Origin of the sequence: Bradyrhizobium japonicum USDA 6 (genome assembly GCF_000284375.1) — a bacterium.
GTDB lineage: Bacteria > Pseudomonadota > Alphaproteobacteria > Rhizobiales > Xanthobacteraceae > Bradyrhizobium > Bradyrhizobium japonicum.
Genome location: NC_017249.1, coordinates 5,442,923 through 5,458,421, shown reverse-complemented (window position 1 = coordinate 5,458,421; position 15,499 = coordinate 5,442,923). Strand labels below are relative to the sequence as shown.

General features: G+C 64.9%; 16 protein-coding genes, 1 tRNA gene and 1 pseudogene. 9 read left to right on the top strand and 9 right to left on the bottom strand.

Annotation, left to right across the window (positions count from 1 at the left end; translation table 11 throughout):
• Positions 1-2 precede the first annotated feature (2 nt).
• Both BJ6T_RS25805 and BJ6T_RS25800 read left to right on the top strand, forming a co-directional pair.
• Positions 3-2,006, top strand: coding sequence for an acetyl/propionyl/methylcrotonyl-CoA carboxylase subunit alpha (locus BJ6T_RS25805; protein ID WP_014495443.1), 2,004 nt, complete (start codon positions 3-5; stop codon positions 2,004-2,006).
• Position 2,007: 1 nt separating this feature from the next.
• Positions 2,008-2,919: a hydroxymethylglutaryl-CoA lyase gene (locus tag BJ6T_RS25800; protein WP_014495442.1), complete on the top strand. Its 912-nt coding sequence runs from the start codon at positions 2,008-2,010 to the stop codon at positions 2,917-2,919.
• Positions 2,920-3,030: 111 nt separating this feature from the next.
• Here the strand turns inward: BJ6T_RS25800 and BJ6T_RS25795 are convergent, their stop codons facing one another.
• From BJ6T_RS25795 to BJ6T_RS25780, 4 genes and pseudogenes are all read right to left on the bottom strand, one after another.
• On the bottom strand, positions 3,031-3,957 hold the full coding sequence (locus BJ6T_RS25795) for a dihydrodipicolinate synthase family protein (RefSeq protein WP_014495441.1): 927 nt from the start codon (positions 3,955-3,957) through the stop codon (positions 3,031-3,033).
• Between the two features lie 73 nt (positions 3,958-4,030).
• A complete protein-coding gene (locus BJ6T_RS25790) occupies positions 4,031-5,014 on the bottom strand; it encodes a TRAP transporter substrate-binding protein (protein ID WP_014495440.1) in 984 nt (327 codons plus the stop codon).
• Between the two features lie 24 nt (positions 5,015-5,038).
• Positions 5,039-6,305, bottom strand: a pseudogene (locus tag BJ6T_RS25785) (TRAP transporter large permease).
• On the bottom strand, positions 6,305-6,913 hold the full coding sequence (locus BJ6T_RS25780) for a TRAP transporter small permease (protein WP_014495438.1): 609 nt from the start codon (positions 6,911-6,913) through the stop codon (positions 6,305-6,307). The pseudogene BJ6T_RS25785 and the gene BJ6T_RS25780 overlap by 1 nt, the downstream one beginning before the upstream one ends.
• A 213-nt stretch (positions 6,914-7,126) precedes the next feature.
• Between BJ6T_RS25780 and BJ6T_RS25775 the strand changes: the two genes are divergently transcribed.
• Positions 7,127-7,810 carry a GntR family transcriptional regulator gene (locus tag BJ6T_RS25775; RefSeq protein WP_014495437.1) on the top strand — a complete coding sequence of 228 codons (684 nt, stop codon included), beginning with the start codon at positions 7,127-7,129 and terminating at the stop codon, positions 7,808-7,810.
• Positions 7,811-7,929: 119 nt separating this feature from the next.
• Here BJ6T_RS25775 and BJ6T_RS25770 read toward each other — a convergent pair whose 3' ends face one another.
• From BJ6T_RS25770 to BJ6T_RS25760, 3 genes are read right to left on the bottom strand one after another with little or no spacing between them, the layout of a single operon-like run.
• Entirely contained in the window at positions 7,930-9,288 is a 1,359-nt protein-coding gene (locus tag BJ6T_RS25770; RefSeq protein WP_014495436.1) for a TRAP transporter large permease, read from the bottom strand.
• A complete protein-coding gene (locus BJ6T_RS25765; protein WP_014495435.1) occupies positions 9,285-9,839 on the bottom strand; it encodes a TRAP transporter small permease in 555 nt (184 codons plus the stop codon). Before BJ6T_RS25765 ends, BJ6T_RS25770 begins: the two co-directional genes overlap by 4 nt.
• Positions 9,836-10,858 (bottom strand): TRAP transporter substrate-binding protein, encoded by a 1,023-nt coding sequence (locus BJ6T_RS25760; protein ID WP_014495434.1) that lies wholly within the window; start codon positions 10,856-10,858, stop codon positions 9,836-9,838. The genes BJ6T_RS25765 and BJ6T_RS25760 overlap by 4 nt, the downstream gene beginning before the upstream one ends.
• A gap of 296 nt (positions 10,859-11,154) precedes the next feature.
• Between BJ6T_RS25760 and BJ6T_RS25755 the strand changes: the two genes are divergently transcribed.
• Positions 11,155-11,397 carry a pentapeptide MXKDX repeat protein gene (locus tag BJ6T_RS25755; protein ID WP_014495433.1) on the top strand — a complete coding sequence of 81 codons (243 nt, stop codon included), beginning with the start codon at positions 11,155-11,157 and terminating at the stop codon, positions 11,395-11,397.
• 136 nt (positions 11,398-11,533) lie between these two features.
• Here BJ6T_RS25755 and BJ6T_RS25750 read toward each other — a convergent pair whose 3' ends face one another.
• On the bottom strand, positions 11,534-11,881 hold the full coding sequence (locus BJ6T_RS25750) for a DUF6481 family protein (protein ID WP_014495432.1): 348 nt from the start codon (positions 11,879-11,881) through the stop codon (positions 11,534-11,536).
• A gap of 267 nt (positions 11,882-12,148) precedes the next feature.
• On the opposite strand from BJ6T_RS25750, the gene BJ6T_RS25745 reads away from it, so the two are divergent.
• From BJ6T_RS25745 to BJ6T_RS47985, 5 genes are all read left to right on the top strand, one after another.
• Positions 12,149-12,376: a hypothetical protein gene (locus tag BJ6T_RS25745; protein WP_014495431.1), complete on the top strand. Its 228-nt coding sequence runs from the start codon at positions 12,149-12,151 to the stop codon at positions 12,374-12,376.
• Between the two features lie 70 nt (positions 12,377-12,446).
• Positions 12,447-12,683 (top strand): hypothetical protein, encoded by a 237-nt coding sequence (locus BJ6T_RS25740; protein WP_014495430.1) that lies wholly within the window; start codon positions 12,447-12,449, stop codon positions 12,681-12,683.
• A 174-nt stretch (positions 12,684-12,857) separates the two neighbouring features.
• A complete protein-coding gene (locus BJ6T_RS25735; RefSeq protein WP_014495429.1) occupies positions 12,858-13,640 on the top strand; it encodes a hypothetical protein in 783 nt (260 codons plus the stop codon).
• A 778-nt stretch (positions 13,641-14,418) separates the two neighbouring features.
• Entirely contained in the window at positions 14,419-14,703 is a 285-nt protein-coding gene (locus BJ6T_RS25730) for a hypothetical protein (RefSeq protein WP_225894886.1), read from the top strand.
• A 264-nt stretch (positions 14,704-14,967) separates the two neighbouring features.
• Positions 14,968-15,141, top strand: a complete 174-nt coding sequence (locus tag BJ6T_RS47985) for a hypothetical protein (protein ID WP_014495426.1) — start codon at positions 14,968-14,970, stop codon at positions 15,139-15,141.
• 238 nt (positions 15,142-15,379) lie between these two features.
• Here the strand turns inward: BJ6T_RS47985 and BJ6T_RS25725 are convergent.
• Positions 15,380-15,456 (bottom strand) — tRNA-Arg (locus BJ6T_RS25725).
• Positions 15,457-15,499 lie beyond the last annotated feature (43 nt).

The window sequence follows — 15,499 nt, the reverse complement described above, 5'->3', positions numbered from 1 at the left end:
CGATGGACCGTTCAATGCTCTACCGGCGTTTTCGCACGCTCCTGATCGCCAACCGCGGCGAGATCGCCTGCCGCGTCATCCGCACCGCGCGAGCCATGGGCCTGCGCACGGTCGCGGTCTATTCCGAGGCCGACCGCGACGCGATGCATGTCGCGCTCGCGGATGAGGCCGTGCTGCTCGGTCCGGCGCGGGCCCGCGACAGCTACCTCAGTGTCGAGCGGTTGATCGAGGCCGCGCGAAAGACCGGCGCGGAGGCCGTGCATCCCGGCTACGGTTTCCTGTCCGAAAATGCCGAGTTCGCGCGGGCGTGCCTGGAGGCGGGCCTGGTGTTCGTCGGCCCGACCGCCGCGATGATGACGGCGATGGGCTCGAAGTCCGGTTCCAAGGCGCTGATGGAGAAGGCCGGCGTGCCGCTGGTGCCCGGCTATCACGGCGAGGCCCAGGACGACGCGACGCTTTCGAAGGCGGCGGACAAGATCGGCTTCCCGATTCTGGTGAAGGCGTCCGCCGGCGGCGGCGGCCGCGGCATGCGCATCGTGCGCTCGGCGGACGAGCTTGGACCGGCGATCGTCAGCGCCAAGCGCGAGGCCAAGGCCGCGTTCGGCGACGACCGCATGCTGATCGAAAAATATGTCGACAATCCCCGCCACATCGAGGTGCAGATCATCGGCGACAGCCACGGCAATCTGCTGTCGCTGTTCGAGCGCGAATGCACGTTGCAACGCCGGCACCAGAAGGTGATCGAGGAGGCGCCGTCGCCGACGCTCAATCCTGCCCAGCGCGAGACCGTCTGCGCCGCCGCGCGAAAGGCGGCCGGCGCGGTGAACTATGTCGGTGCCGGCACGATCGAGTTCGTCTCCGACGGCAAGGATGTGTTCTTCATCGAGATGAACACGCGTCTCCAGGTCGAGCATCCCGTGACCGAGCTGATCACCGGCATCGATCTGGTCGAGTGGCAACTGCGCGTCGCCTTCGGCGAGGCGCTGCCGCTGAAGCAGGACGAGATCAAGCTCAACGGCCATGCGGTCGAGGCGCGCGTCTACGCGGAAAATCCGACCAAGAACTTCATGCCGTCGGTCGGGAGGATCTCGACCTGGCGGCTGCCGGCGGAAGCCGGCGGCTTGCGCATCGACGCCGGCTATCGCGAAGGCGATACGGTCTCGCCCTATTACGATGCCATGCTCGCAAAAATGATCGCGTGGGCGCCAACGCGGGACGTCGCGATCGAGCGGCTGAACCGCGGGCTGCAAGACTCCGACGTCCGCGGCATCGTGACCAACATCCCGTTCCTGTCGGCGCTGATGACGCATCCGAAGGTGCGGACCAATGCGATCGATACCGGCTTCATCGAGCGCGAGCTGGCGGGCCTGACGCAGGCCGCGCCGGCGCCCGGCGAGCTCGAGCTTTGCGCGGCAGTCGCCGCGATCGTCAACGACGAGCGGCAGGCCGCGCAAGACGAGGCGAGTTCGCCCTGGCAGACCTTTGGCTGGATGCCGGTCGGCCGCCGCCAGCGCAACTTTGCCTTCCGCGTCGGCCATGGACCTGAACAAAAGATCACGCTGAACTACGGCAGCGGCCCCTCGACGCTGGTGACCGGCGAGCGCGAACTAGCGTTTGTCGTCGTGCCGAAGGATGGCGGCTTCGATCTGACGCTTGATGGCGTCAAGTCCTCGGTCGCAGCCGTGATCGACGGCCATGAGCTGTATTTGCGCACACGCAATGGCCGCTTCGACCTGCATTGGGTCGATCCGTTCGGCGGCGAGAGCGAAGAGCATGTCGGCGAGGACAAGATCGCGGCGCCTCTGCCGGGCACCGTCGTCGCCGTGCTGGCCGAGGAGGGCGCCAAGCTCGACAAGGGCGCGCCGATCCTCACGCTGGAAGTGATGAAGATGGAGCAGACGCTGCGCGCGCCCTATGCCGGCGTGCTGAAATCGATCAAATGCAAGGTCGGCGACATCGTCCAGGAGGGCGTCGAGCTCGCCGTGGTCGAGCCATCGGGAGAGTGAGATGAGCGATCCGGTCCGCATCATCGAAATGGGGCCGCGCGACGGCCTCCAGAACGAGAAGACGCCCGTCAGCGTCGAGGCCCGCATCGCCTTCATCGAGGCGCTCGTAGCCGCTGGCCTCACCACGGTCGAGGTCGGCGCCTTCGTCTCGCCAAGGGCGATCCCGCAAATGGCGAGTTCCGATGCCGTGCTACGCGGTGTCAGCCACGTCAACGGCGCCGAATTCCACGTGCTCGTGCCGAACGAGAAGGGCTACGACGCCGCGCGCGCTGCCGGCGCGCAAGTCGTCTCGGTGTTCGCGGCGGCGTCGGAAGGCTTTTCGCGCGCCAATATCAACTGCACGGTCGCGGAGTCCATCGAACGGTTCAAGCCGGTGCTGGCGCGCGCCAAGGCGGATGGCGTCAGGGTCCGCGGCTATATCTCCTGCGTGCTGGGCTGCCCGTTCGACGGCGAGATCAAGCCGAAGGCGGTCGCCGATCTCGCCAACACGCTGTGGGAGCTCGGCTGCTACGAGATCTCGCTTGGCGACACCATCGGGGTCGGCACGCCTGATAAGGCCAAGGAGATGCTGCGCGCGGTCAGCGCCAACATCCCGCCCGCAAAACTCGCGATGCATTTCCACGACACCTACGGCCAGGCGCTCGCCAATCTTTATGCCGGACTGGAAGAGGGCGTGCGCGTCATCGACGCTGCCGCCGGCGGCCTTGGCGGCTGCCCCTACGCGCCGGGCGCGACCGGCAACGTTGCGACCGAGGACGTCGTCTACATGCTCGAAGGCATGGGCATCAGGACCGGCGTCGACATGGACAAGCTGCTGGCGGCCACGAACGAGATGAGCGGCGTGCTGGGCAAGCCGCCTGTGAGCCGCGTAGCCTCCGCGCTGAACGCGAAGAAGAAGCGCGCGGCCTCCTAATTCTCCGTCATTGCGAGGCGCGAAGCGGCGAAGCAATCCAGCCTGCTTCTGCGGAAAGACTCTGGATTGCTTCGCTTCGCTCGCAATGACGGTGGAGAGAGCGTCGTAAGGTCAGGCCGCCTTCAGCCCGACATCCGGCAGGCGAGGCCGGTTCTTGAGCGCCTTGGCCATCATCGCCTCGACTTCAGCCTTCTCCTGCGGCAGCAGCGCGAGGCGGGGCGGGCGGGTCAGCGCGGTGCCGCGGCCCATGATGTGCTCGCACAGCTTGATGCACTGGACGAGGTCGGGGCGCGCGTCCAGGTGCAGCAGCGGCATGAACCATTCGTAGATCGGCATGGCTTCTGCAAAGCGGCCGGCCTTGGCAAGACGAAACAGCGTCTCGCCCTCCCTCGGGAAGGCGTTCGACATGCCGGAGACCCAGCCCACCGCGCCCATGGCGATGCTCTCGACAATGACGTCGTCCAACCCTGCGAACAGCACGAAGCGGTCGCCAACCATGTTCCTGGTGTCGATGAAGCGCCGCGTGTCGCCCGAGGAATCCTTGAAGCAGACCACGGTCTCGACGTCGGCGAGCGAGGCCAGGATGTCGGGGGTGACGTCGTTCTTGTAGATCGGCGGATTGTTGTAGAGCATCACCGGCAGATCGGTCGCGCTCGCAACCGCGCGGAAATGCGCGGCGGTCTCGTGCGGCTTGGACGAATAGACCAGCGCCGGCATCACCATCACGCCGTCGATGCCGACGCGCGCGGCTTCCTTGGCGGTTTCGACCGCGAAGGCCGTGGTAAACTCGGCGATGCCGCACAGGATCGGCACGCGGCCTTTCGCGACGGATTTCGCCGTCTCCATGATCGCGACCTTCTCCTTGCGCTCCAGCGAGGTGTTCTCGCCGACCGAGCCGCAGACGATCAGGCCGGAGACGCCGTCGCGGATCAGACCGTCCATCACCTTGGCGGTCGCGTCGATGTCGAGCGAGAGATCGTCGTGGAATTGCGTGGTGACGGCCGGGAAGACGCCTTCCCAGGAAACGCGGCGGCTCATGAATTGACTCCAAGTGAGTTTGCCGGCGGGGGGCTGGGGCCGCCGGCTGTGGTGAATGGGATGGCAGGTGGTATCAGAGCGTCGCGCCGACCTTGCGCAGCTCGGCGAGAACAGGGGCCTTGGGCAGCCAGATCTTGTCGAACTCGGCGATGACGGCCTCGGTGTCGCCGGGCGGGACCTGGCGGATCGGGATCGGCGCGTTCTTGAAATTCTCGATCAGCGCGGGCTCGTTGGAGGCCAACTCGTCGATCTGCGCGTCCAGCGTCGACTTCACCGTCTTGGCGATCAGCTCGCGGTCGGCTGCGGGGAGCGTCTGCCAGACCCGGCCGGAAACGACCGCGGCCATCGGCATGAAGACGGCGTTCATCTGCAGGATCACCTTCGAGACCTTGTCGAAGCGCTGGTTCCAGGAGAATTCGAGATCGGCCTCGAGGCCGTCGACCTGGCCGTTGGCCATCGCGTCGAACACCTGCGGGGTCGGGATCGGCGTCGGCGCGGCGCCGAGCGAGGAATAGAAGTCGCGATAGACCGGCGTCGGGTTGATGCGCAGCTTCATGCCCTTGATGTCGGCGAGCGAGTTCAGGTCCTTCGAGGAGAACACCGCGCGCATGCCGGTGATGCCCCAGCCGAGGCCGATGGTGCCGGTCTCCTGCGGCAGCACATCGAACAGCTTCACTGCCGCCGGATGCCGCACGAATTTCGCGACCGCAGGCGTCGAGCGGACGATGTAGGGCGCATTGATCGCAGCGATGTGCGGGACGCGCGAGCCGAGCTCGGCGGCCTGGATGAAGCCCATGTCGAGCGCGCCGGACTGCAGTTGCTGCATCATCGCGGGCTCGTTGCCGAGCTGGCCGGAATGGAACACGGTCAGGGTGAGCCGGCCGTTGGTGGCCGCCTTGAGATCGTCGCCGAACTTGAGCGCCGCCTTGTTCCAGGAATGGCCGTTCGGCGTGATCAGGCCGAGCCGGAATTCCTTGGCCTGGGCAAGCGCCAGCGAGGGCGCGAACACCGATGCGGCGGCGCTGGCGGTGAGAAAGCGGCGGCGTGAAAGCGGCATGGTCGGGCTTCCTTTTGAACGGGCCTATTTGATGAGGATCAGCGAGAGCGACGGGTAGAGTGAGAGCAGCACCAGCAGGACGCAGGAGATGACGAAGAAGGGCAGCGTCACCATGAACATCTTGCCGGGCTTGGCGCCGGTGACGGCGGCCGCGACGAAGAAGCAGAGCCCGACCGGCGGCGACAGCAGGCCGAGCACGAGGTTGATCACCACCACGACGCCGAAATGCCGGGGATCGATGTGGTAGACGTCGGTTGCGACCGGCAGCTAGGATCGGCACCGTCATGATCAGGCCGGGAATGCCGTCGATGACAGTGCCGATGATCAGCAGGATGACGTTGCAGATCAGCATGAAGCTGACCGGGTCCTTGGCGGCGGACTGGATCCAGCCAGCGGTTTCCTGCGGCACCTTGCCGAAGATCAGCACCCAGGAGAACACCGCCGCGGCTGCCACCAGGAACAGCACGATCGCCGAATAGATGGCGCTGCGCAGCATCATCTGCGGCAGCTGCGAGAACTCGAATTCCTTGGTCCAGTATTTCCCGACGAGTGCCGCGGCGACCGCGCCGACCGCAGCGGATTCCGTCGCATTGGCGAGGCCGCTGAGGATGGTGCCGACGATGACGATCGGAATCAGCAGGGTGGGTGACGTCCGCAGGATCGTCATGACGCGCTGGCGCGGCGTCTGATAATCCGCGCGGGGATAGTTGTAGACATATCCCATCAGCGCGATGACGAGGCAGAACATCACCGTGAGGATGACGCCCGGCACGATGCCGGCGATCAGCATGTCGCTGACCGAGACCTGCGCCAGCACGCTGTAGACCACGAACATCACCGATGGCGGAATGATCGGGCCGAGCATGCCGCCATAGGCGGTCAATCCCGCGGCGAAGGTCTTGTCGTAGCCCTTCTTCTCCATCTCCGGGACCATGATCTGCGCCATGATCGCGACCTGCGCGGTGGCGGATCCCAGGATCGAGGAGATGAACATGTTGGCGAGAATGTTGACGTAGGCGAGCCCGCCCTTGAGCGAGCCGACGAAGGCCATCGCCATGTCGACAATGCGCCGCGTGATGCCGCCGCCGTTCATGATCTCGCCGATCAGGATGAAGAGCGGGATGGCGATCAGGCCGTAGCTGTCGACGCCGCCGAACAGCTGGAGCGGATAGGACTGGAACAGCACCGGATTGCCGGACGCTGCGATGTAGACGAGGCCGGCGAGGCACAGGCAGAGTCCGATCGGCACGCCGATTAGCATGATCGCGACGAAGGCGGCTGACGTGATCATCAGTTGACCCCGTCGAGTTCGGAGAGCGCAAAGCCCTTCGGCGGCGTGCGCGGGACCAGCTCGAGATCTTCCAGCATGTTGGCGAGGCCGTGGATGGTCATCGAGACCGCGAAGATCGGCAGCGTCAAATAGAGCACCCAGGTCGGCCAGTTCAGCGTCTGGGTGTGCTCGGTGTAGAGAAAGTTGAAGGTTTCGGCCGCGAGCTTGCGCCCGTCGAAGCCGGCGCGCGCGAGACCAATCGGGTCCATCCAGAGCGCGCAGGTCACGATCAGCGCGATGCCGAACACGACAACCATGCCGGTCGAGATCACCTTTGCGATCTTCTGGTGCCGCGGCGAAAGACGTTCCGTCAGCATGGTGACAGCGAAATCGAGCCGCAGCCGCGTCATCGCGGAGGCGCCTACGAAGGTCAGCCAGACCACGCAATAGACCGCAGATTCATCGATCCAGTAGATCGGGAAGCGCGCGTAGCGGGTGACGACGTTCACCAGGATCAGGCCGGTGAGCAGGTACATCAGGCCCATCAGCGCGACGCGCTCGACGGCGAGCAGGCCACTGGACGCGCGGACGACCATGTGTCGAACGCTGAATGCGCGCGTGGCCGGCATCGTCTGCTCGATCATGAAAGCGGCCCCGACCCCTGAGAAATCTCGTGCTATCGGCAAATGTATAATTTATACATTTTGCGTGTCAAACGGAGATTGCGGTCATTTCGGCGGCAGGACGCGCTTTTGCTGGGCGCCGGCTTTTGCCGGGCCCCGCAACATGCAAGAGAGGGACCGCTTCGGCCGGATGAGTCGGGAAGGACAACAGAAGGTCAGATGAAACAGCCTCTGAAGCATCGCACGCTGTCGGCCGCGATCGTCGACCAGCTCCGGCAGGCGATCCTCGACGGCACCTATCCGGCCGGCTCGCAGCTACGGCAGGACGCGCTTGGCGAGGCCTATGGCGTCAGCCGCATCCCGGTGCGCGAAGCGCTGTTCCAACTCGAGGCCGAAGGCCTGGTGCGCATCGTCCCGCAGAAGGGCGCGATCGTCTCGGAGCTGTCGCTGGACGAGATCAACGACGTGTTCGATCTGCGCCGGATTTTGGAGCCGCGCCTCCTGGCGCAATCGGCGCCGCGTTTCACCGGCGATGATTTCGAAGGGCTCGACGACATCCACAAGGAGTTCGAGAAGGCGATCAAGGCGCGCAACGTCAGCGAATGGGGGCAGCTCAACGCCGACTTCCACATGGCGCTCTATGTTCACGCCCCGCAGCCGCGCACGCGCGCGATCGTGCTGTCACTGCTCCAGACCAGCGACCGCTACACGCGCCTCCAGCTCTCCAACACCAAGGCGATGGGGACGGCCGAGAAGGAGCACGCCCATCTGATCGCGCTCTGTCGCGCGCAGGAGGTCGAGGAGGCCTGTCGCTTCCTGGAGCAGCACATCGAGGCCGTGCGCAAGGATCTGTTGCAGGTGGTGGCGATCGCGCCGAAGTCGCGGCGGAAGAGCGAGTCGTAATCGATGAACTCGTAGGGTGGGCAAGGCGAAGCGTGCCCACCATTCTTAGCGGGATCGCAGAGAGATGGTGGGCACGGCGCTACGCGCCTTTGCCCACCCTACGGCAATTGCGATCGCCTCTACCTGCTCCCGTCCGGCCCCATCACCAGGTCCGGCAGCCCGGTCGAGATTCCCGGGAAGAAGCACAGCAGCAGCACCGCCAGCATCATCAGCAGCACGAAGGGCAGGGTGCCCCAGATCACCTCGCGCAGGGGAATGTCCGGCGCGACGTTGCGGATGACGAAGATATTCAATCCCACCGGTGGATGGATCAGCCCCATCTCCATCACGATGGTCATGACCACGCCGAACCAGATGATGTCGAAATTGGCGGCGCGGAGCGGCGGCAGGATGATCGGCGCGGTCATCAGAATGATCGAGACCGGCGGCAGGAAGAAGCCGAGCACGACGACCATGACCAGGATCGCGAACAGCAGCTCCCAGCGCGGCAGGTGCATCGCGACGATGGATTCGGCGACCGATTGCGAGATGTGCAGGTAGCTCATCACGTAGGAATAGAGCAGCGACATGCCGATGATCATCATCAGCATGGTCGATTCCCGGATCGTCGACATCATGATCGGGGCGAGGTCGCTCGGTCGCCACACGCTGTAGATCGCCGCGATCAGCGCCAGCGCGAGGAGGCCGCCGAGGCCGGCGGTTTCCGATGGCGTCGCATAGCCGCCATAGAGCGCGATCATGACGCCGGTGAGCAGCAGCACGAAGGGGATTACGCGCGGCAGCACGCTGAAGCGTTCGGCGAGCGTGTATTCGTCGCGGGCCAGGATCGCGGCTTCAGGGCCGCCTTTCTCGTAGATTGCCTGGGCCGCGGCATATTCCTGGCGGAAGCGGATCACCGCATAGGCGCCGAACAGCGAGACCAGCAGCAGGCCGGGGCCGATGCCGGCCAGAAAGAGCCGGCCGAGCGATTTTTCGGCGGCGACCGCGAACAGGATCATCGTGATCGAGGGCGGCAGCAGAATGCCGAGCGTGCCGCCGGCGGCGATGATGCCGGCGGCAAAACCGCCGGAATAGCCGCGCTTGCGCATCTCGGGAATGCCGGCCGATCCGATCGCCGAGCAGGTCGCTGGGCTCGAGCCCGCCATCGCCGCAAACAGCGCACAGGCGAACACGTTGGCGACGCCGAGGCCGCCGGGTACGCGATGCAGCCAGGCATGCAGGGCCGAATAGAGATCCTGGCCGGCACGCGATTTGCCGATCGCGGCGCCCTTCAGGATGAAGAGCGGGATCGACAGCAGCGTGATCGAGGCCATTTCCTCGTAGACGTTCTGCGTCACCGTATCCAGGGACGCCGCCGGCATGTAGATGCCCATGAACACGACCGCGACCGCGCCGAGCGCGAACGCGATCGGCATGCCTGAAAACATCACGACCAGCGTCGCGATACCGTAGGCGAGGCCGATACCGAAGACGCTCATGGACGCCTGGCTCCTGCGAAAGGCAGCGCAAGCTGCACGAGGATCTGGATGCAGAGCAGGCTCATCCCGAGCGCCATCAGCGAATAGGGAATGGCGAGCGGCGGCGACCACATCGAGTTCGAGACCTGGCCGTCGACATAGGCTTCATGGGTCAGCGTCCAGGACTTCCAGGTGAAGAAGGCGCAGAACAGGAACGTCGCGGCATCGACCAGCCAGAGCCTGATCCGGTTCGCGAGCGGCGACAGCAGGCCGACAAAGGCCTCGATGCCGATATGGCCGCGGTTCTGCTGCACATAGGCCGCCGTCATGAAGGTGGCGCCGACCAAGAGGAATACGGCGGCCTCGTCCTGCCAGTAATTGGCGGCCTTGAACAGAGCGCGGCTGAGCACGCTGTAGCTCAGGATGGCGCAGGCCGCGATCAGCGCGATCGCTGCGAACACGACAATGATTCTGTTGAGGATGGCGAGGCCGCGGTCGATCGCCGCCGCAAGGCCGGTCCTTGCGGCAGCGTTCGCCTGGTCGTCACGATCCGAAAGCGGACCGTGGCTCATGCGCTGACGTCGGAGGCGAGCTTGAGCAGCTTGGCGGCGGTCGCGGTCTTGGCGCCGTAGTCCTTCCACGCCGTGTCGCGGGCGATGTCGCGCCATTTGCCAACGGTGGCGGCATCGAGCGCACTGACCTTGGCACCGGCCTTCTCGTAGACCTTGGCGACCTCGATGTCGTCGTCTTGCGCGCCCTTGCGGCCGAAGGCTTCGAGCTCGGTGCCGACCGCGAGCAGGACGTCCTGCTGGTTCTTCGGCAGCTTGTCGAAGATCACCTTCGACATCATCAGCGGCTCGAGCATGAACCAGTAGGAGGCACCCGCACCGGAGGTCAGCGATTTCGCGACCTCTTCGAGCCGGAACGAGATCAGGCTCGTCGAGGAGGTGATGCCGGCATCGCAGGCGCCGGTCTGCATCGCCGCGTAGATTTCGTTCGACGGCACCGAGAGCACCGAGGCGCCGGCGGTCTGGAGCACCATGTCCATCTCGCGCGAGCCGCCGCGCACCTTCATGCCCTTGGCATCTTCGGGGGCGACGATCGGCTTGGAGCGGCTGGCGACGCCACCGGCCTGCCACACCCAGGTGAGCAGGATGATGCCCTTGTCGGCGAGGAAGTCGGTCAACGCCTTGCCGACCGGCTCCTTCTTCCAGCGCAGGCCCTGGTCGTAGGTGGTGACGAGGCCGGGCATCAGGCCGATATTGGTCTCCGGCAATTCGCCGCCGGCGTAAGGCATCGGATAGAGCGAGATGTCGAGCGCACCCTTGCGCATCGCGGAGAACTGCGCGTTGGTCTTGATCAGCGAGGAGTTCGGATAGATTTCCGCGGCGATGTCGCCGTTGCTGCGCTTGGCGACTTCAGCCGCGAACATGCGGCAGAGCCGGTCGCGGAAGTCGCCCTTGTCGATGGTCCCTCCCGGGAATTGATGCGAGATCTTCAGCGTGGTCGCGGCATGCGCGGTACCAGTGCCGAAGCGAAGAATGGCGGGTGCGGCGACGGCGGTCGCGATCAGATGACGGCGCGTGAGCATGGCGGTATCCCCTTGGACGGTCTTGGCCGGTTCTTGTTTGGTGTGAGGTGGGCTGGGTCCTTGAGACCGGCGCGTAGTCCATCCTAGCCGGTCTTTCACCCAATATTCTCTCATCTGATAGTTCGAGACCGAATGCCGCGGCAAGTGCCGACTTTGCTGCGGTGCACACTTACCGCTTGCGTACCCGGCCCGCAGAAATTTTGTCAGTGGGCGCGTAACAACGCCAGCGGGCAATCCGTCGAGATCAGATAGCGGCGTCCGTCGCTGACAAACACCATCTCGAAGGGAAATCACTCATGACCATTCGCACCCGCATCGTGCTCGGCGTCTCGGCTGCCGCTCTGTCGCTGGGCCTCGCGCTGTCGCCGGCCGCTTTTGCCCAGGACAAGATGGGCAAGGAAGACGGCATGATGAAGAAGGACACTATGTCCAAGGACGGCATGAAGAAGGACACCATGTCCAAGGACGACGGCATGAAGAAGGACCACATGTCGAAGGACGGGATGAAGAAGGACGACGGGATGATGAAGAAGAACTGACCTTCCGCCGTCGTGGCGGCGTCCGCGAAGGCAGACGCGCGCTTGAAAGTCCGAGGGCGGTCACATGGACCGCCCCGGCGATGCTTCAGTTCAACTTCAGTTGAACCTGACGTGAGTTGAACGTTACTTGCGAACGTTACTTCCGCTTGGCCTTACGGGCCGCGTAGCGGGCGTCGCGCTTGGCCTTTTGCTCGGCCTCGATCTCAGCCTGCCTAGCGATTGCTTCTTCCGCTTCGCGGGCGATACGCGCCGCTTCGGCGGCTGCAGCTTCTTCCGCAAGGCGCTTCTGCTCGGCCTTCTCGGCTTCGCGCGCGGCCTTTGCCTCGGCGCGCTTGGCCGCAAGCGCCTCGCGCTCAGCACGACGTGCCGCCACCGCCGGGTCATCCAACCCGGGCTGCGACTTGAATTTGTTCAAAAGATTTTTGCGCGCGTCCTGCGCCGCCTTTTGCCGGTCTGCGAAGCCGGGTTCCCTGAATCCACTCATCGACGAGCCTTGTCTTCCTCGCTTCCGATCTTACATCATTGCCTGTTGGTACGTCGGCTGGGCATAGCGGGCGCCACGCGACGCAGAAGCGTGTACATCGGCGCGCGTCGCGAAGCCACCCATAATAGCAGCCGATCAGGTAGACGAAAAATCGCCACCACCGACGATCTCTCGTAACCCGAAAAAACTGCCGAATTGTGATGTCCTTCATAGAGGACCACACGGAGCGGCGCCTAGCGTCCGCCCGGTACGAGACGGAGCACGGGCATGATGATCTTCCGACTGAGCCCGAAGGCGCTCGCAATCGCCGTCGCGGTGGTCGCCCTGGCCGGCATCGCACTGTTGCTCGGCCGCCCGAAGCCGGTCGAAAGTGCCGTCCTCGGCGCGGATTGGGAATGCACCCAGACCGCATTCTTGCTGACGACCTGCGCACCGCGGGCCACACCGGCGGTCGAAACCTCGCGCAAGGATGCGATCCGGCAGACCCGGGGCTGAACGATCGACCGGGATGTGACGCGACGTCGCAGAGGTGGTAAAGCCGGCTCACCCCTGCGATCGGCCAGTCATGTCCAAGTCTGAGTCCAAATCCGAACCCGAGTCCGAACCGGGCAAAAAGCCCAAATCCCTCGCAAAGCCTCAATCCGGCGACAACCGTCGCGGCGCGATTGCCGGATTGATCATCGCGCTCGTGATCCTCGGTGTCGGCTGGTGGCTCGCCCGCGATCTCACCGCGGCCAGCAAGATGCAGGACTGCCTGATGTCGGGGCGGAGCAACTGCAATGTGATCGAGCCGGCGCGCTAGGACGGTTCCAGCCGCCTCCCCAGGGCCGAAAATTGCCGTGATCTTAATCATTTGTAACGGGACTTGGCCGACCAAAGCAGGTCAGTTATGTCCGCCGGCATCAGCTAGGCGCGAGGCGAATCGTCTATCGCGCTAGGCACCACGGCAATCGCGAGAGTAGGGGGTCAAGCACGCATGAGTGCGTCCAGCCGCATGAAGATCATTATTCCCTTGGTTTCGGCCATGTCCCTTGTCGCGCTTTCGGCGCAGGCACAGGACTCATTGCCGCCAAGACCCCCGGCCCAGGCGCCTGCGGGGCCCGGCGCCGGTGCGCCGCCCCAGAACAATCAGAACATGCGCAAGGGACCTCCGCCGCAGCAGGCGGCCCGGCCCGCGCAACAGCCCGGCGGCCAGCCCCATGCCGGCGGCCCTGGTCCCGGCCCGCACGGAGCAGGCGGGCCGCCGCCCGGACGCAATTACGCCAGGGGCCCCGCACCGGAGCGCGACTGGGGCGGACACGTCTATCGCGGCAATCGCGCCTGGGACGGCGGGCGCTGGCGCCACGAGGTCCGCAACGGCCGGTCCGGCTGGTGGTGGGACGTCGGCGGCGTCTGGTACTATTATCCGCAGCGGATGGCCGGCCCGCCGGCCTACATCTCCGAGGATTACATCGACGACATGCCGGTGGCCTATGCCCCGGCGCCGCCTCCCGTCGCCTACGAACCGCCGCCGCCTCCGCCACCGGCTGATCCCGGCGCAAGCGCGCTTGGCGGCGCCATCGTCGGCGGCGTGCTGGGCGGCCTGATCTCGGGCAACGCCTCGGGCGCGGCCGCAGGTGCGGTGATCGGCGGCGCCACCGGCGCGATCGCCGGCGCCACGGCTGCCTCGCGGCCCGGCTATTATCTGGCCCAGGGCAATTGCTACTACCGCTATCCGAGCGGCCAGTATGTGCAGGCCGATCCTCGCGCGTGTTACTGAGGCTCCCGGCAAGATCTGAAACAAGGAGGCGGGCGCGGGCCCGCCTCTTTTTGTCTGGGCAACGTATTGTTTGCTGAAGCGATACTGATCGCTTCGCGCGTCACACCAGCCAGTTGAAGAACGCGATCGCGGCCCAGACCAGGCCTGCATCACGATACCGATGGTGGCAAGAAACGTGGCGCCGAACAGGTCGGGCCTTGCGCGTCGCGTCGGGACGTGAGCCTCGGCTGCTGCTTCCTGTGTCATGACGGACCACCCATGCCCTCTCGCGGCGGTGCGAGCGGTTAAAGCGATGTTTAGCCGAGACGCCGGGGACAGGCTGTGACGCAGTTCACAGATGCGTCCTGGGGGGCCGGACGACGAGAGAACTACCCCGCATTCATACGGACGAAATTGCCATGAGCCCGTCCATATCGGTCGGTTAGGTTCGGCCTCATGTGTCCCAAGTACGACCCACAGCACGAAGCCGAGGCGGCGATGAAGCGGGCCGCGGCGTCCGCCGACGGCGCCGACCGGCAGAGGCTGATCCAACTGGCTCTGGCCTGGCATCAGCTGGCCCGCGACCGGCGCGACGAGCAGACGGACTAATCGCATCCTCGGCGAGATCTCGCGTCAATGGCCGGCCGAGGTCGGGACGCTGGTTGGCCTGCATGAGAAAGCCCCGTGCTCGGGGGACAAGCACGGGGCCCTTCAAGGCCGACCGGGGCTGGCGGGTCGGCACCACTCCATTCCGTTGCAGCCAACGTCATGGTCGTGATCTCGTTCCGCGGCGCTGCGCATGTCGTCGCGCCGGACTGACGTTGCACGGTTAGGAACATCCGTTCCCCGCCGACGTTGGCCGGCCATGACAGACCCCGAATTACGCGCGCAGTCTTTCGAAATCGCCTGGAAATATCTCGACCAATCCGGCCTGCTCACCGGCGAGCCGAATGATTCAGCCCGCTTCATCCTGAACAGGATCGATCGCATGATGCTGCGCGGCGAGCGGCGCAGGCTGCTGCTGTCGAATGCCGCGATCGACGCGTACCGGTCGCGGCCCGTGCTCGTGACCTTGGATGCATGAACGAACGGAGCGAGCGAAACGCGGTATTAATAAATGCGCGCGGCCGATTTTTGCGATGACGATTCGTGCTTTTGGAACGAAGCGGAGTCGGACCGTGAACAAAGAAATGCGGCTCAGGCGTCGACTGATTTGGTGCTGCGCCTGACTCAATCGATCGCCAGGCAGTGCTCCAAGCGTGGCTCCGAGTCCGCGTTCTGGCGGCTTGGACGCGCCCACGCCCGAACAGCGAAGGCGAGTTGATGCTGGCTGGCGGCCGCGTCCGCAATGGATGCCCGCGCCGTCTCGATGCGCCGTGTGATCACGCTGGAGTTCACGACGCCTGCGTCGATTGCCAAATACGATATCGCGATCACAGCAACCGCAGATGCGATAGCCATTCTCGTCCACTCGGTTGGCAGCATCGAATTCCCTATCGGGCGCACGTCGCCCGGCGCATAGATAGGGTTCGTCCGCCCGGTTGAAAGACCGGGGCGAGGGTACCCACGTATTCGTGAAGCAAGACGGGTTGGTAATTGTGCGTCCGTCACGTCGATCAAGCGGCACCGAAATTCCGGCCGCGCGAATCGAAATCGTCCACGGGATCGACGAGAACAGCGAGGCTCTTGAAGACGTCTCCGGTGAGCGGGCGGCCGATACCGCAAGTCGGGTCTATCGGCCTCGTCGATCCAGTGATGAATGGCGATCCCAGCAGGACTCGAACCTGCAACCCGCGGAGTAGAAATCCGCTACTCTATCCAGTTGAGCTATGGGACCGTCTTGAGGCCGGCCTCGGCTATCGCCTGCCGGTCTTCTATCA

Bases quoted from the DNA above. Each gene is read 5' to 3' on its own strand.
- BJ6T_RS25790 (WP_014495440.1), bottom strand. From the start codon at position 5,014: ATGCCGCTTTCACGCCGCCGCTTTCTCACCGCCAGCGCCGCCGCATCG.
- BJ6T_RS25775 (WP_014495437.1), top strand. From the start codon at position 7,127: ATGAAACAGCCTCTGAAGCATCGCACGCTGTCGGCCGCGATCGTCGAC.
- BJ6T_RS25740 (WP_014495430.1), top strand. From the start codon at position 12,447: ATGTCCAAGTCTGAGTCCAAATCCGAACCCGAGTCCGAACCGGGCAAA.
- BJ6T_RS25800 (WP_014495442.1), top strand. From the start codon at position 2,008: ATGAGCGATCCGGTCCGCATCATCGAAATGGGGCCGCGCGACGGCCTC.
- BJ6T_RS25765 (WP_014495435.1), bottom strand. From the start codon at position 9,839: ATGAGCCACGGTCCGCTTTCGGATCGTGACGACCAGGCGAACGCTGCC.
- BJ6T_RS25770 (WP_014495436.1), bottom strand. From the start codon at position 9,288: ATGAGCGTCTTCGGTATCGGCCTCGCCTACGGTATCGCGACGCTGGTC.
- BJ6T_RS25795 (WP_014495441.1), bottom strand. From the start codon at position 3,957: ATGAGCCGCCGCGTTTCCTGGGAAGGCGTCTTCCCGGCCGTCACCACG.
- BJ6T_RS25805 (WP_014495443.1), top strand. From the start codon at position 3: ATGGACCGTTCAATGCTCTACCGGCGTTTTCGCACGCTCCTGATCGCC.
- BJ6T_RS25780 (WP_014495438.1), bottom strand. From the start codon at position 6,913: ATGCCGGCCACGCGCGCATTCAGCGTTCGACACATGGTCGTCCGCGCG.
- BJ6T_RS25750 (WP_014495432.1), bottom strand. From the start codon at position 11,881: ATGAGTGGATTCAGGGAACCCGGCTTCGCAGACCGGCAAAAGGCGGCG.
- BJ6T_RS25760 (WP_014495434.1), bottom strand. From the start codon at position 10,858: ATGCTCACGCGCCGTCATCTGATCGCGACCGCCGTCGCCGCACCCGCC.
- BJ6T_RS25735 (WP_014495429.1), top strand. From the start codon at position 12,858: ATGAGTGCGTCCAGCCGCATGAAGATCATTATTCCCTTGGTTTCGGCC.
- BJ6T_RS25745 (WP_014495431.1), top strand. From the start codon at position 12,149: ATGATGATCTTCCGACTGAGCCCGAAGGCGCTCGCAATCGCCGTCGCG.
- BJ6T_RS25755 (WP_014495433.1), top strand. From the start codon at position 11,155: ATGACCATTCGCACCCGCATCGTGCTCGGCGTCTCGGCTGCCGCTCTG.
- BJ6T_RS47985 (WP_014495426.1), top strand. From the start codon at position 14,968: ATGGATGCCCGCGCCGTCTCGATGCGCCGTGTGATCACGCTGGAGTTC.
- BJ6T_RS25730 (WP_225894886.1), top strand. From the start codon at position 14,419: ATGTCGTCGCGCCGGACTGACGTTGCACGGTTAGGAACATCCGTTCCC.